Annotated in this window: 15 protein-coding genes; 8 read left to right on the plus strand and 7 right to left on the minus strand. The window is 46.3% G+C overall.

What is annotated here, in order from left to right; genetic code table 11:
- Positions 1-46 precede the first annotated feature (46 nt).
- Positions 47-1,195, minus strand: a complete 1,149-nt coding sequence (locus tag R7E29_RS13000; protein ID WP_213906617.1) for an S-(hydroxymethyl)glutathione dehydrogenase/class III alcohol dehydrogenase — start codon at positions 1,193-1,195, stop codon at positions 47-49.
- Between the two features lie 294 nt (positions 1,196-1,489).
- Here R7E29_RS13000 and R7E29_RS13005 point away from each other — a divergent pair, with 294 nt between their 5' ends.
- Both R7E29_RS13005 and R7E29_RS13010 read left to right on the plus strand, forming a co-directional pair.
- Positions 1,490-2,296, plus strand: a complete 807-nt coding sequence (locus R7E29_RS13005; protein WP_213906616.1) for an arylamine N-acetyltransferase family protein — start codon at positions 1,490-1,492, stop codon at positions 2,294-2,296.
- An 80-nt stretch (positions 2,297-2,376) separates the two neighbouring features.
- Positions 2,377-3,249, plus strand: coding sequence for a LysR family transcriptional regulator (locus tag R7E29_RS13010; RefSeq protein WP_017633836.1), 873 nt, complete (start codon positions 2,377-2,379; stop codon positions 3,247-3,249).
- A gap of 99 nt (positions 3,250-3,348) precedes the next feature.
- On the opposite strand, the gene R7E29_RS13015 is transcribed toward R7E29_RS13010, so the two are convergent.
- Positions 3,349-4,122 carry a siderophore-interacting protein gene (locus R7E29_RS13015; RefSeq protein WP_005374378.1) on the minus strand — a complete coding sequence of 258 codons (774 nt, stop codon included), beginning with the start codon at positions 4,120-4,122 and terminating at the stop codon, positions 3,349-3,351.
- 178 nt (positions 4,123-4,300) lie between these two features.
- Positions 4,301-4,885, minus strand: coding sequence for a LysE family translocator (locus R7E29_RS13020; RefSeq protein ID WP_005374377.1), 585 nt, complete (start codon positions 4,883-4,885; stop codon positions 4,301-4,303).
- Positions 4,886-4,999: 114 nt separating this feature from the next.
- On the opposite strand from R7E29_RS13020, the gene R7E29_RS13025 reads away from it, so the two are divergent.
- Both R7E29_RS13025 and R7E29_RS13030 read left to right on the plus strand, forming a co-directional pair.
- On the plus strand, positions 5,000-5,440 hold the full coding sequence (locus R7E29_RS13025; protein WP_005374369.1) for an Lrp/AsnC family transcriptional regulator: 441 nt from the start codon (positions 5,000-5,002) through the stop codon (positions 5,438-5,440).
- Between the two features lie 214 nt (positions 5,441-5,654).
- Positions 5,655-6,833 carry a lytic polysaccharide monooxygenase gene (locus R7E29_RS13030; protein ID WP_005374361.1) on the plus strand — a complete coding sequence of 393 codons (1,179 nt, stop codon included), beginning with the start codon at positions 5,655-5,657 and terminating at the stop codon, positions 6,831-6,833.
- Positions 6,834-6,949: 116 nt separating this feature from the next.
- Here the strand turns inward: R7E29_RS13030 and R7E29_RS13035 are convergent, their stop codons facing one another.
- The 3 genes from R7E29_RS13035 to R7E29_RS13045 are packed head-to-tail and all read right to left on the minus strand — an operon-like array spanning position 6,950 to position 8,580.
- The gene (locus tag R7E29_RS13035) at positions 6,950-7,570 is read right to left on the minus strand and encodes an HAD-IB family hydrolase (RefSeq protein WP_031778857.1); all 621 of its coding nucleotides are present in this window, start codon (positions 7,568-7,570) and stop codon (positions 6,950-6,952) included.
- A gap of 38 nt (positions 7,571-7,608) precedes the next feature.
- The gene (locus tag R7E29_RS13040; RefSeq protein WP_005374359.1) at positions 7,609-7,920 is read right to left on the minus strand and encodes a cupin domain-containing protein; all 312 of its coding nucleotides are present in this window, start codon (positions 7,918-7,920) and stop codon (positions 7,609-7,611) included.
- Between the two features lie 9 nt (positions 7,921-7,929).
- The gene (locus tag R7E29_RS13045; protein ID WP_005374358.1) at positions 7,930-8,580 is read right to left on the minus strand and encodes a Qnr family pentapeptide repeat protein; all 651 of its coding nucleotides are present in this window, start codon (positions 8,578-8,580) and stop codon (positions 7,930-7,932) included.
- Between the two features lie 495 nt (positions 8,581-9,075).
- Between R7E29_RS13045 and ompW the strand changes: the two genes are divergently transcribed.
- The 3 genes from ompW to R7E29_RS13060 all read left to right on the plus strand — a co-directional run bounded on the left by ompW (position 9,076) and on the right by R7E29_RS13060 (position 12,447).
- Entirely contained in the window at positions 9,076-9,720 is a 645-nt protein-coding gene (gene ompW, locus R7E29_RS13050; protein WP_005374357.1) for an outer membrane protein OmpW, read from the plus strand.
- A 214-nt stretch (positions 9,721-9,934) separates the two neighbouring features.
- Positions 9,935-10,960, plus strand: a complete 1,026-nt coding sequence (locus R7E29_RS13055) for an HlyD family secretion protein (RefSeq protein WP_005374355.1) — start codon at positions 9,935-9,937, stop codon at positions 10,958-10,960.
- Positions 10,957-12,447 carry an MDR family MFS transporter gene (locus R7E29_RS13060; protein ID WP_318082688.1) on the plus strand — a complete coding sequence of 497 codons (1,491 nt, stop codon included), beginning with the start codon at positions 10,957-10,959 and terminating at the stop codon, positions 12,445-12,447. The genes R7E29_RS13055 and R7E29_RS13060 overlap by 4 nt, the downstream gene beginning before the upstream one ends.
- A gap of 96 nt (positions 12,448-12,543) precedes the next feature.
- Here the strand turns inward: R7E29_RS13060 and R7E29_RS13065 are convergent, their stop codons facing one another.
- Positions 12,544-12,789, minus strand: coding sequence for a Rho-binding antiterminator (locus R7E29_RS13065; RefSeq protein WP_005374351.1), 246 nt, complete (start codon positions 12,787-12,789; stop codon positions 12,544-12,546).
- A gap of 181 nt (positions 12,790-12,970) precedes the next feature.
- Here R7E29_RS13065 and R7E29_RS13070 point away from each other — a divergent pair, with 181 nt between their 5' ends.
- On the plus strand, positions 12,971-14,107 hold the full coding sequence (locus R7E29_RS13070) for an MBL fold metallo-hydrolase (RefSeq protein WP_213906639.1): 1,137 nt from the start codon (positions 12,971-12,973) through the stop codon (positions 14,105-14,107).
- Positions 14,108-14,143: the final 36 nt, after the last annotated feature.

Raw genomic sequence — 14,143 nt, forward strand, 5'->3', positions numbered from 1 at the left:
TAGCAGAAGGAATTCAGGCTCCCCAAAAGGAGAGCCTGAGGCAGCATTATTGATCCATATGGATAACTGTTCGGATGCTCTTACCTTCATGCATCAGATCAAACGCTTTGTTGACGTCTGCTAATCCCATTGTGTGGGTAATGAACTCCTGTAAGCCGAATTCACCAGCCATGTAACGGTTTACGATTTCTGGAAGCTCAGAGCGACCTTTAACGCCACCGAAAGCGCTGCCACGCCATACACGACCAGTTACCAGTTGGAATGGACGAGTTGAGATCTCTTGACCTGCACCAGCAACACCAATGATGACTGACTCACCCCAACCTTTGTGACAGCACTCAAGTGCTTGGCGCATCACGTTTACGTTACCGATACATTCGAATGAGTAGTCAACACCACCGTCTGTCATTTCAACAATCACTTCTTGAATTGGCTTGTCGAATTTTTGTGGGTTGATGCAATCAGTTGCACCAAGTTGTTTCGCTAGGTCGAATTTGCTTTCGTTGATGTCTACACCGATGATGCGGCTGGCACCAGCCATGCGAGCACCGATGATTGCAGAAAGACCGATACCGCCTAGACCAAAGATTGCCACTGTGTCGCCTTTTTCAACTTTAGCTGTGTTTAATACCGCACCCATACCAGTGGTTACGCCACAACCTAGAAGACAAACTTCTTCAAGTGGTGCTTCTTTGTTTACTTTCGCTAGTGAGATTTCTGGAAGAACCGTGTACTCAGAGAAAGTAGAACAACCCATGTAGTGGAAGATAGTTTCGCCGTTGATAGAGAATCGGCTTGTGCCATCTGGCATTAGACCTTTACCTTGCGTTTCACGAACGGCCTGACATAGGTTCGTTTTGCCAGATTTACAGAACTTACACTCACCACATTCAGCAGTGTAAAGTGGGATAACGTGGTCGCCAACTTCAACGCTTGTTACGCCTTCGCCTACCATTTCAACGATGCCGCCACCTTCGTGACCAAGGATTGAAGGGAAGATACCTTCTGGATCGTCACCTGATAGTGTGAATGCGTCAGTGTGACAAACACCAGTTGCTACGATGCGTACTAGCACTTCACCAGCTTTTGGAAGTTGTACATCAACTTCTTCCATCTTAAGCGGCTCACCCGCAGCCCAAGCGACCATTGCTTTTGATTTTATGTGAGTTTGACCAAGTTTGATTTCAAGCGACATTGGATGTTTCCTTTATATTTTCAGTATATGGAGTGACGTAATAAGCGTAGTTAAGGTTTGCTTACCGCGCTGCGTCGTTTTGTTGGTGCTCATTTTAGGTGTTTCAGTAAAAATGATAATCCGTCCATTTTGAAAATAATTTTTACATATACGTAATAATGTTAAAGTTAGTGGACAACAAGAGTGTGATGCCTCCTCAAAACAGAAGGGAAAACGGAAAAGGCGATTGACCTGAGGTTAGGTAGAGGGACTAGAGTAGAAAACAATCAACCCATCAGATAAGTAAGAGTGATTATGAATAAGACGGATCTGAACGCCTATTTAACCAAGCTCGGTTTGCCCAGTGAGTTACCCGCCGATTTGGAGTCATTGCACAAGATTCACGTAGCGCAGCACCGTTGCCTGCCGTTTGAGAACTTTGATATTTCGTTGCAGCGAGGCGTCTCTGTTGAGATTGAAGATATTATTCAAAAAACCGTGTACCACTCTCGCGGTGGTTACTGCTTTGAATTAAATGGTTTAATGCTTGATGTGCTCAACACTCTTGGGTTTGAAGCGCGAAGTTTGCTAGGGCGTGTACATGTGTCTGGTACACCAACAGGTCGTAGTCATCAAATCACGTTAGTGACGTTAGAGGAACAAACATGGATTGTCGATGTGGGTTTTGGCTCCAATACCCCTCGAGCGCCATTGCCATTTATCCTTGACCAAGTGATTCAGACGGATTTACAAACCTTCCGTTTTGTCAAAGATGCTCAGTTTGGTTATTTCCTCCAAGTGCTTTCAACCGATGGAACGGACACGTGGAACAATCTATACAGCTTTGACCTAGAGTTTGTGTTTGCTGGTGACATTGCATGTAGCAACTTCTTTACCTCGACTTCGCCTAATTCGCGTTTTACTAGCGCAAGGGTCGCTGCTAGAGCGACAGAAAGTGGGTTGGTGACGCTGCTTAACTACACACTCAGATGCACAAATCATGAAGCGCTAACAGAAATAGAGCTAGAGCCAGGTCAAGCCTACCTGGATGCGTTGAAAGAATATTTTGGTATTGAGCTTGATGCGCAATACGACGATCTTCGTCCGTTACCTGACGCGTAAAGTTTTCCCGTTTTCAAAGCGTAGCTCGACGAGAACAATGTAATCACTATTTGTCTAGAAGAGGTCGACAGGAATACAGCATGGCGAATTGGGAAGGAGTCAGCGAGTTTGTTGCCGTAGCGGAAACTAACAGCTTTACAGCTGCCGCGGCTAAACTGAAAACGTCAGTGGCACAAATCAGTCGCCGCGTATCGGCACTTGAAGAGCGTCTTGCGGTTAAGTTACTGCATCGCACGACGCGAAAAGTTTCTCTGTCTGAAGCTGGACAGCTTTATTATCAGCAGTGCAAACACTTGGTCGAAGGGCTAGAACTGGCTGAGCTTGCTGTAACGCAAATGCAAACCGAACCGCGAGGTTTGCTGCGTGTGACAGCGCCTGTGACCTATGGGGAAATGAACCTCGCACCGCTCTTGCATCAGTTTTTGGAGAAGTACCCGCGTGTGGATCTCGATTTAGTTCTGACCAATCAAAAACTGGATTTGATAGAGCAAGGGGTAGACGTGGCGATTCGTCTTGGCCGCCTGCAAGATTCCAGCATGATCGCAAAGCGTCTTTCGTCGCGTCAAAATTACGTGTGTGCTAGCCCTATGTATTTGGAGCGATTTGGCGAGCCTCACACATTATCCGAACTGGCTCGACATCAGTGCTTGGTTGGTTCGGTCGATTATTGGCATTTTAAGGAAAATAAACGCGATAAGTCTTTGCGCGTGTCGGGGAGGATTAAATGCAATAGTGGTTTTGCGCTAATGGGCGCCGCCAAACGTGGTTTGGGTTTAGTGCAGTTGCCGGACTATTACGTTCAAGAAGCCCTAGATAACGGTGAGCTAGTCGAGGTGCTGACCGATTACCGAGACGACCGTGAAGGCATTTGGGCACTGTATCCACAAAGCCGAAATTTATCGCCCAAAGTGAGGTTGTTGATCGACTTTTTAGCGCAGGAACTAGCGGATTAGAGTTTTCATGAACTTTAATACAACTGAAGTTGCTAAAACGCCCGGTGATGCCGGGCGTTTTTATTAGGATGAGAGCTGGAATCGAAAAGACATGAATCACTATTGGTTGGATTCCGCGTCTTCACGTTTAATCACTTTGTGCCCATCTTCAGACACGCCTTGCTTCCAATAGCTGCTGATGTAGATATTCTCGCGATCGACTTCTTTTTCGTTGCGGAAATATTGGCGCAGCGTACGCATTGAATCGAACTCACACGCACACCATACCGAAGCGTTACCATCTAACCACTCGAGTTCGCGAACGCTATCAGCCAAGTTTTGCTGTTCAGTTAGCCAAATCAACTCCATACCGGCTGGCGTGTTTAGGGGTTGAATGTCGGCTGGAGACATCACGCTGATCACTGCATAGCCTTTGGCCTCTTCTGGCAGCGTACGAATTTTCGCAGAAAGTGCTGGAAGTGCCGTCATATCGGCAGCCATGAAGAACCAATCCGCCTCAGTATTTAAGTTGGAGATGCTACCTGGCCCAACAATGCTGATCGTGTCGCCTTTTTGCGCGGCCATTGCCCAACGCGCTGCAAATCCGCATTGCAGATCTTGCGTTACGTGTCGGACGAAATCCACTTCGATTGAACTGGTTTCTGGATGAAAGCGTCGAATTGTGTAAGTGCGCATGATTGGTCGGTCGTCTTCTGACAGGATGCTCAGATCCGAGCCACCCATATCGTTAAACAGTAATTTGATGTAACTGCCTTCGCAGTCACGAGGAAAGTGGCTCAGCGCCTCACCTTGCAAGGTAATGCGCTGCATGTTTGGAGTGATGGTTTCTGTGTCTGTGACAACAAGCGTTTTAGGTTGAGGCTTCTTTTTCATTGTTACTTTACTCGATAATTATTCTCTTTCTCATTTAAAGATTATCAAGTTCCCTAACAAGAGGGTAGCGTCTTTAAACAAATTTACACTGTGAATTAACGCCAAAGCCTCAAGAAAAATATTACCTCTATCCTTTCTCTAACCACGTAAAGTGAGTCATTTTTAACCATAAATGGACTTATATCATTGGAATCGTAGACAAAAGCAACAGCGCAGCCATGCTGTAGTTGAACCCCTTAACGCGTTTATCGGTGGTCAACCAACGCTGCAATTGCATACCTGCCGCCGTCCAAAATGTCACCGATGGCAAGTTGGCTAAACAGAAGATACCGGCGATAAAAGTCAGTTCGAGCCAAGAACCGCCACTGCTGTATACCGTAATGGCCGTCAACGCCATCGACCAACCTTTTGGGTTCACCCATTGGAATGCCACTGCCCCTAAAAAAGACATTGGGCGAAAATCGTATTTTGCTTCGGTTTTGTCGCTGGTGGCGATTTTGTACGTCAAGTACAGCAAATAACTCAAGCTCAACACTTTCAAAATGGAGTGTGTAATTGGATATGCGTGGAACAGGCTCATCAAGCCAATACCCACCAAAATTAGCATGGCACCAAAGCCGAAGGTAATGCCCAACATATGTGGGATAGTGCGTTTAAAGCCGACATTTGCCCCTGAGGTCATCAACATAATGTTATTGGGACCCGGCGTAAAAGTGGAGACAAAAGCGAACAACGCCAAAGCGCCCAGTTGATGATATTCCATAGATTGTTCCTTGAATCAGTTCTCGATAAGTAAAGAACAACTATAAGTAGAACTGAGGTCAATATTGTGCTTTTATTTGATGATTAGAAACTAAATAAGCAATGAAACATCATCATGGATAGATTTGACGAAAGAATATTGCAAGTGCTTAAACGCGACGGAAGAATCTCCAATGTAGAGCTGTCGGAACGTGTTGGTTTATCTCCATCTGCCACCTTACGCCGAGTGCAAGATTTAGAGCGTAAAGGCGTGATCAAAGGCTACCGAGCAGTACTGGATAATCAGCAACTTGGCGTGGGTTTTGTCGCTTATGTGTCGATTGGTTTGGCCTCGCACTCTAAGCAGGCACAGCTGGGTTTCGAAGAGCATGTGCGTTTTGTAAACGAGGTGGTGGAATGTCACAACATTACGGGATCTAACGAATATCTCATACGCGTAGAGACGCAAGATCTCGCCGCTTATAAAGCGTTCCATGCTGATGTGTTGGGTGAGTGCGAACACGTCAAGTCGATCACAACGATGGTGGTGATGGACACACCAAAAGACGAGCGATAGCCAAACGAGAGTGACAGTTTTTGTGGCACATGAATTTGAAGTGACTCGAAAGAGTCAGTCGAGTATGAGAATGGTTCACAACAAATGCTGGAAAGCAGATGGCACTCTGACAATTTCCATATTTATTCTCACCTTCTAAATAATCCCATCCTGCTAGTTTTGCTTAAACCGCTTGTGTTTCAGAGCGGCGAGTCAGCAAAATTAAGGATGCACGATGAAATCACATGTAACACTTCCTCTTTTGAGCTTAAGCGCTGTTGCCGCATTGAGCTCATTTAACGTCAACGCCCACGGCTGGGTAGAGTTTCCAAGTGCTCGTCAAAATACGTGTTATTTAGACGGTGGCTTTTGGACCAACGAGATCCCTAACCAAGCGTGTAAAGCGGCTTTTGAAGAATCTGGTGCGTACCCGTTTGTGCAACGCAGCGAAATTGCAGCAAACGTACCAAATTACCGAGATATGGAGCATGTGAAAGCCGTGGTTCGCGACGGTGAGCTATGTTCTGCTGGCGATGCAGCTAAGAAAGGCTTGAACATTCCTTCTCCAAACTGGCAGCGCACCAATGTTACGCCAGATGCAAATAACCAGATTGAATTGGTGTTTTACGGCAAAGCGCCGCACAACCCATCGTACTGGGAATTCTATCTCACCAAGCCAACTTATGATGATTCAAAACCTCTTACTTGGAGTGATTTAGAGCTGATCGACACCGCAGGTGATGTGTATGTTGATGCGGAAAAACGCTACCGTATTCAGGTGACTTTCCCTGCTGATCGTTCGGGCGATGCGGTGCTTTATACTCGTTGGCAGCGTATTGATGTTGCCGGTGAAGGTTTCTACAACTGTAGTGACATTACGTTAAACGGAACGGGCACGACGCCACCGACTGACCCTGTTGATCCAACCGAACCGGGCAATAATCTGACATCTCTGGGCTACTTTGTTCAGCAAGGTTTCGGACCAATAGAAGCGGGTGACACCATCCGTTTTCGTACGTTTAATGCGACAGGCAATGAAATTGTCGATATTTCACTACCAATCAGTGCAAACAATACGGCGACTTGGGCGGCAGAAATTGCGGATCAATTTAACGCGCAGCAAACGGGCGATTGGTATGTGGGCATTTGGCATCAAGAGATGAACCACTACATGTTCGATAATAAGAACGTGAATGCGAACCAAGTATTAGCGCCAAGCGCAGACTTCAGTTATGCGTTGTCACTGATCAAAGCGGATGTCACGCCACCAGTTGAACCAACCAACTTGTGGGACAAGACGGCCGTTTACAACCAAGGTGATGTGGTGACGCACAACGGTAAAGAATGGACTGCCCAGTGGTGGACGTCTGGTGAGGAACCAGGCACAACGGGTCAGTGGGGTGTATGGCGTTAAGCCATTTATTCGGGCCCTGAACAATAAAACCCTTCTCATGTGAGAAGGGTTTGTTTTTTCAGTCTAAAACGACCACTTTGGTCGAGTGGTTGTCTTGAAAATCAGAGCACATATCGTTATTCGCTTGCTCTCCACTCGTTCCAGTTGAGCATCGCGTAGTCTGCCAGTTTGAGCATCGGAATGTCTTCGTGCGTATCACCGTAGGCATAAACAGACGCAAATTCGTCGAGCGAAAACGTGGCCCTAACGCGCGAGACTTTTTTTTCTAAACTGCAATCACCTTGCTGGTAAAAGCCACTCAGTTTTGGCTGTTCTGAGATCAGTTCACTGCACAGCAAGTGGTAACCGTTCGCTTCACACCAAGGCTTGAGATACGCATTGAGTGATGCCGACACCACCACAATGGTATCGCCTCTGTGCTGATGCCACGCCAACCTTTCCATCGCTTCTGGCCGTAAGTACAGCGGGATCACTTCGTGGGCAAACTGAGCGCCAATCGCTTCAATTTTCTGCGTTTCTTTCCCTGAAAATGCAATAAAACTGCTGAGAGGACGCATAACACGAGCGGGTAACACTCCGAGTTTGTACAGCGCATAAAATGGCATGATAGCGACCTTTCCCACTCGTTTGCGCAGGCCATAAGCAGAATAGTGGAGGAAAAGGCTAAACATATCCTCTCGGGTGATGGTGCCATCAAAATCAAACAGTGCCAGTGACGGCTTAGTAGTATCGAGCAAACTCAGCGCCTATTTTTTGGTTTAAGATCGTTTTGTGTTTATTGATAAAACACCGCCAACCAGATGGTTTCTTGCGTTGGGTCAGTCCAGCTCACTTTGTGTTTGGTATGAGCTGGAATCGTAACGTGATCGCCTGCCTCAAGTCGTTGCACGACACCTGATTCAAAAGTCAGCTCACCTGCTCCTTTAAGAACCAAGACCCATTCATGTTCTTCTTGATCGTACCAGCCACTTTCGGGAGAGGTTTGCCCCGTTGAGAGAATGCGTTCTATACGCAGGTTTTTGTGGGTCAGCAGGTCTTCGAACACTTCCTCGTCGAGGTTATTCGGTAAGTCTTTAAACAGGTTCATGGCCTTTCCTTAGAGAATGATCAGTCCAAAAGGCGCAAGCAATTGCTCTTGTTGCCAATCACAAATTTTAACACCAAACAGAGAAACGCGGCGAACATCCAGCCCGTCTAGTTCGACATGAGTCAGATCACACTGCTCAACGTTAAAGGTTCCCCATTGTTCTGGCGAGAATTCGCAGCGAGATAAATCCGAGCCTTTGAGAGTTGCCCCTGCGAGGTTCGCACCGTTCCAACGGTTTTCAAAGAGGTCACATTTTTCTAGTAACACTCGCTCGAAGTTACAGTAGGTGAGGTTGCAGCCAGTAATAAAAGCAGAACAGAAAAACATGGTGTTACTGACGCGATTAGCAAAGTTCGCACCTTGGAAGTTTGCCCCTTTGAGATCGCACTTACGTAGCTCCAAGCCCATACAATTTGCGCCGTTAAACAGGCTCATCGCCAACATGCAGTTCGTAAAGCTAGCGTCTTTTAAGTTCGCGAAGCGAAAACTACACCCTTCTAGCGCTTTGGATTCGATAAAGCGACAGTCGATGAACTTAGCATCGCGCAGATCGGCATGGTCGAAACAGCACATATAAAAGTGGCAGTTTTTAAAGGTAGCATTCTGAAAATCGTGATGAGAAAAGTTTTCTCGTTCAAAAATGAGATCGGTTTTTAACATGTCTTCTCCTTAGTTGCGAGCAGACTAGCACTCCAAGTGACTGATTTTCCAGAAAAATAACTTCTTGTATTTCAGTGTTTTACAAACCCCTCAAATCGCGATTTTAAGGGGTCAAACGAGCTTTTTAAGTGGGTTGTTTTTTGAAAATAGAAGACGTAGAGGACGAAAAAAGTTTTTGCTGGCTACGAGCCTTAACGAGAGGATTCGCATTTATGGGTATGCATGGCAACTCACACGCACAGTTTGCATTACAGAATTGTATCCTATTTGCATAATTTGTTGATCAATATGGCGTTTCTCCATACAAAAAACCTATATTTTTCACAAATTGATTTCCATCAAAATAGTAGGGTTTCTATGTGCTAGATTGCGCACAGCTCAAAAAGATATAGATACCCGTGTGCTTCAAGGCGCTGAGTTTACTTGAAATCTCAGATCAGTTAGCAGGCACCCCTTTGGGTACGACATAACGAAGCCCTACGAAAGGAAATAAAAATGAAAAAAACAATCTGCAGTCTAGCAGTGGTTGCTGCACTCGTGTCACCAAGTGTTTTCGCTCATAAACAAGGTGACTTCGTTCTTCGTGTTGGTGCGGCGTCTGTCGTTCCAAATGACAGCAGTGATAAGATTCTTGGTTCTCAAGAAGAGTTAGAAGTTGACTCAAATACGCAGCTTGGTTTGACGTTTGGCTACATGTTTACAGACAACATCAGTTTAGAGCTTCTAGCAGCAACACCATTCAGCCACGATATTTCAACAGACTTGTTAGGTCTTGGTGATATCGCGGACACCAAACACCTTCCACCAACGCTTATGGTGCAGTACTACTTTGGCGAGCCACAAAGTAAGTTCCGTCCATACGTGGGTGCAGGTCTCAACTACACCATGTTCTTTGATGAGGGCTTCAATAGCACGGGTAAAGGCGCTGGTCTTTCAGATCTTAAGTTGGATGATTCATTCGGTCTAGCAGCGAATATTGGTGTGGACTACATGATCAACGATCAATGGTTCCTCAACGCTGCTGCGTGGTACGCAAACATTGAAACAGAAGCAACTTACAAAGCAGGTGGAGAGAAGCAAAAAACCGACGTCAAAATTAACCCTTGGGTATTCATGATCAGCGGCGGTTACAAGTTCTAAGAAAAACCAGTAGTTACACGCACATTACTATTATTGGCATGACTTTGGGGGCGGTTACGGGGACTGCCCCTCTTTTTTATCCTCGTTTTGATTGCACATCATTTACTCAACTTAGCAACATGCAAAATTGGATCTTTACCTTGCAGATCATTTTATTGTCCGAAGATCGAAAAGTCCTACACTGATCACATAATTGAACAAGTGGACAATATAAATGAGCGACGACATCGCGAAGCATTCTTCCGCCAGATCTAAGCTGGTAAAAACTCTTTTCTTCACTCTCTGTGTTATTGCATTTAGTGCGATGTATTGGTCTTGGCAGTATTCTGACAGTCATCCAAGCACGGAAGATGCCTACGTTAGGGCAAAAATTTTGTCGGTAGCGCCTCAGGTAAAAGGCCAAGTGGTTTCCGCGGATGTCAAAGACTTCCAATCTGTTAACAAAGGTGACCTACTGCTGAAGATAGATTCACGCCCATATTTGTTGGCAGTGAAGCAAGCAAAAGCGGCATACCAATTGGCGGTCCAGCAACATGACGTTGCCGATAAGCAGGTAACTGAAGCTGTTGCGGGCTTAGATGCGGCGCGCTCTAACCTGATAGAAGCGCAAGTGGAGTACAAACGTACGGATTCCTTGGTGAAACGCAAACTGGCGTCGAACCAAGATTTAGATACGGCAAAAAACAAACTAGCCAATGCCCAAGCGAGCCTGGAGCAAGCGCGCGCGACGGTAGAAAAAGCCATTGCGAACCGTGGTGAAGAAGGCGCAGAGGCTGCGGTTGTTCAACAAGCGGGAGCACAGTTAGCGCAAGCAGAGCTGAACTTGAGCTACACCGACATTACGTCACCAGTGGATGGCATTGCCGGTGAGATCAATACGCACGTAGGCTCGGTCGTTAGCGTGGGTCAAACGTTGTTCCCTGTGATTTTAAAAGACAGCTATTGGGTACGCGCGAACTTTAAAGAAACCGATCTTACTCATATTAAACCTGGCATGCATGCGGATGTGGTGATTGATATGTACCCAGACGTGGTGTGGAAAGCAACGGTAGAACAACTATCGCCTGCGAGTGGTACATCGTTCTCCTTGATGCCACCAGAAAACGCAACGGGTAACTGGGTTAAAATCAAACAGCGTTTCCCTGTACGTTTGGCATTAGAAGTACCGGCCGATGCGCCGCAACTTCGCGTGGGTGCGAGCTCAGAAGTCACCATTGATTTGCAAAGTAGCGTGCAATGAGCCATCAAATTACGGCAGACAAACGGGGGATTGCCACCGTCGCCGTGATGCTTTCTGCCATCATGGTGTTAATCGATATGACCGTTGCGAACGTGTCGCTATCGCACATGATGGGCGCGTTGGGCGCAACGGCAGACCAAATTACGTGGGTGTTGACGGGTTACAGCATGGCGGAAGCGATCTTCATTCCGATGACCAGTTTCTGGGTGTCGCGTTTTGGTGAACGCAAAGTCATGTTGGTTGCTGTGATCGGTTTTGTGATTGCCAGTGCGCTTTGTGGGCAAGCACAGTCTCTTGAAGAGATGGTGCTATTTCGCATTATCCAAGGCGCTTTCGGCGCGTCGGTGATTCCATTGACGCAGTCGACGTTAGTGCAGATTTATCCGTATGAGCAAAAAGGCAAAGCGATGGCGATTTTCTCCATCGGCATTTTGCTTGGTCCTATTTTGGGCCCAGTTGTGGGTGGTGTGATCACCGACAACATTAACTGGCGCTGGATTTTTTACATCAACTTGCCATTCGGTTTGATCTGTACCTCTTTGATTTATCGCTATATCCATATCGACAGCAAATCCAAACCTAACTTTGACTGGTGGATCATCGGTTACATGGCGTTAGGTGTGGGCGCGTTGCAGTTTGTGTTGGATAAAGGGAATGAAGACGACTGGCTCGACTCACGTATGATTCAGACGGCGATATTGCTCGCAGTCATGGGATTGGTGATGTGGATATATCGCAGTTGGAAAACCAAAAGTCCAATAGCGCCATTGTGGCTACTGAAAGACCGAAACCTTATGGTCTCGTCATTGATGATTGCCGTGGTGTCGATGGCGATGTTTGGTCTGACGACTCAACAACCAATGCTGTTGGAAAGCTTGCTGGATTATCCGGTCTCAACCACTGGCTTATTAATGGCACCTCGTGGGTTGGCGTCAGCGGCGATGTTGATTTTGGTGATTAAGCTCAATCCGCAATTCGATCCCAGAATCAAAATAGTCTTTGGCTTGAGCTGCATCGGGATTGGTAGCTATTTGATGACGCAGTACTCACTGCAGATCGATACATTTTGGATTGTGATGCCGAGTATGATTCAGGGGATGGGGCTTGGTTTAACTTTCTCGACGCTATCCACCTTGGCGTATTTAACGATTCCGAAAGAGCAATCTGTTGCGGCGGCGAGTATTTACAATCTGTTCCGTACCATTGGTAGTTCGTTTGGTATCTCTATCGCAACCACGTTCCAATATCGTGATAGTCAGCAGCAATGGCATGCGCTGGGAGAGGGTATTAATCCTTATAATCCTAACTTGCATGACTGGGCGGCCAATCAGGGGCTTTCTATTACCGACCCGGTTGCGTTAGACCAATACCAACAGATGTTGCAGCAGCAATCGCAAATGGTCGCGTTTGTGCACACCTTCCAGCTTGTGGGAGTGATGTTCGTGATCATGATGCCGATGCTGGTTTTCATTCGGTCGCGTGAATAACATGAAGTTCCGGTGAATAGTGTAAGAGAACGCCTCTCAAGTTGTGTCAGCTTGAGAGGCGTTTTTTATTGGACAGTGCCAGTGAAAGAAGGACGTTTACTCAAATGTCACTTCGTCAAAATGCGGATTGGTTTTGAGCGCGCGCATTGCGACTAATTGTTCAGTCGGGAAGGCGGTGTGCTCACCATCCATATCTAAAAACAAGCACTCTTGTCGCTGCATGTCGTAGCCTGTGTCGAACGCGTTGCCCTGATGAGTTTCACCATTTTTTAGTGTGATCTCGATAGGGAGCTTAAACATACAGGCGATTTCAATAAAATCGTATTGGCTGCAAGTCACCATAGCTTTCTCCTTTCAAACCGACGCAGTATTCAGAAGGTTTGAGAACCGCTTCCTTAATATAGAAAACGTTTGATTGAAACTGAATCTTCATCTTACACCTCATTTTGGTCACGAAATAGACATACACGCACGTTTTAATAAACCTACTGTTGAGCGTTCGCAAGCGAGACAAAACTACGATATGTCTGAAACGATACTTAAGCGCACATACCTAACGAGTGAACAAAAGACACAAAAGCCAAGTTCACTGATTTCCCCTCAAACCTACCATGCGCAGTTGGCGCACCGTGTTCACCACTCGCCTCAATTTGAAAACGGCCGCGTTAAAAACGAGATGCCAAATATCCCTAGCCCGCAATCATTCTGGCAGGTGTGTTGGAGCTATCTTGGTGGTAGAACGCCATTGAGTCCTAACGAACATCTGCCACATTTCCCAATTCAACCTACGCAGTTTGCGCAGAGAAGTGAATCGATGCGCGTTACTTGGCTGGGCCATTCCACCATGCTGGTGGAGGTCGATGGCATTCGAATTCTGACTGATCCGGTATTTGATTACGCTTCTCCGTTCATCGCAAAAGCGTGGTTTGAACGCAATATTCCCAATACCCATGCCAGAGATTGTTTGCCGATTCCTGAAATGATCGTGATTTCGCACGATCATTACGACCACTTAGAAGCATCGACCATACGTTTCTACGCTGATAAATCCGTGACGTTTTATGTGCCCTTAGGGGTTGGCAAGCATCTGATAAAGTGGGGCGTTTGCGCAGACAACATCGTGGAATTCGATTGGTGGGATAGCGTGCACTATGCCGGAATCGAACTGATTTGTACGCCCGCTAACCATAATTCTGGTCGTACTTATTTCGATAAAAACTCGACCTTGTGGGCTTCTTGGGTCATCAAAGGTAAAGAAGAGACGCTCTATTTTAGTGGCGATTCAGCTTACGATTCGCACTTTTCCGAGATCGCAAAGCGATGTGGGTCAATCGACATTGCTTGTTTGGAAGTGGCTGCCGATGTGAAAGGCCAAGGTTATCCGGTCGAAAACTGGGGGCACATGCAGGCTCACCATACCGTGCAAGCGTTTCACGATTTAAATGCGAAAAAACTGTTGCCCGTGCATTGGGCTACATACGAGCTATTTACTCACCGTTGGGACGAACCGATTTTAGATTTGCTTACCCATTGTCAAAAAGAACATATAACGCTGCTGACGCCAATGCCGGGGGAGAGTTTTTACGTTCATCAAGAACATATAAATAAACAATGGTGGCGAGAAAAAGAAATAGGTGAGCCAGCTAGAATTTTGACTTAATAATATGTTCTTACTTCAATAATTATTTTAGAAGTT

This window comes from Vibrio sp. Vb1729 (assembly GCF_033338655.1).
Taxonomy (GTDB): Bacteria; Pseudomonadota; Gammaproteobacteria; order Enterobacterales; family Vibrionaceae; genus Vibrio; species Vibrio alginolyticus.

Excerpts from the sequence above, each read along its gene's own strand:
- R7E29_RS13000 (WP_213906617.1), bottom strand. The coding sequence starts at position 1,195 with ATGTCGCTTGAAATCAAACTTGGTCAAACTCACATAAAATCAAAAGCA.
- R7E29_RS13005 (WP_213906616.1), top strand. The coding sequence starts at position 1,490 with ATGAATAAGACGGATCTGAACGCCTATTTAACCAAGCTCGGTTTGCCC.
- R7E29_RS13010 (WP_017633836.1), top strand. The coding sequence starts at position 2,377 with ATGGCGAATTGGGAAGGAGTCAGCGAGTTTGTTGCCGTAGCGGAAACT.
- R7E29_RS13015 (WP_005374378.1), bottom strand. The coding sequence starts at position 4,122 with ATGAAAAAGAAGCCTCAACCTAAAACGCTTGTTGTCACAGACACAGAA.
- R7E29_RS13020 (WP_005374377.1), bottom strand. The coding sequence starts at position 4,885 with ATGGAATATCATCAACTGGGCGCTTTGGCGTTGTTCGCTTTTGTCTCC.
- R7E29_RS13025 (WP_005374369.1), top strand. The coding sequence starts at position 5,000 with ATGGATAGATTTGACGAAAGAATATTGCAAGTGCTTAAACGCGACGGA.
- R7E29_RS13030 (WP_005374361.1), top strand. The coding sequence starts at position 5,655 with ATGAAATCACATGTAACACTTCCTCTTTTGAGCTTAAGCGCTGTTGCC.
- R7E29_RS13040 (WP_005374359.1), bottom strand. The coding sequence starts at position 7,920 with ATGAACCTGTTTAAAGACTTACCGAATAACCTCGACGAGGAAGTGTTC.
- R7E29_RS13045 (WP_005374358.1), bottom strand. The coding sequence starts at position 8,580 with ATGTTAAAAACCGATCTCATTTTTGAACGAGAAAACTTTTCTCATCAC.
- ompW (WP_005374357.1), top strand. The coding sequence starts at position 9,076 with ATGAAAAAAACAATCTGCAGTCTAGCAGTGGTTGCTGCACTCGTGTCA.
- R7E29_RS13055 (WP_005374355.1), top strand. The coding sequence starts at position 9,935 with ATGAGCGACGACATCGCGAAGCATTCTTCCGCCAGATCTAAGCTGGTA.
- R7E29_RS13060 (WP_318082688.1), top strand. The coding sequence starts at position 10,957 with ATGAGCCATCAAATTACGGCAGACAAACGGGGGATTGCCACCGTCGCC.
- R7E29_RS13065 (WP_005374351.1), bottom strand. The coding sequence starts at position 12,789 with ATGGTGACTTGCAGCCAATACGATTTTATTGAAATCGCCTGTATGTTT.
- R7E29_RS13070 (WP_213906639.1), top strand. The coding sequence starts at position 12,971 with ATGTCTGAAACGATACTTAAGCGCACATACCTAACGAGTGAACAAAAG.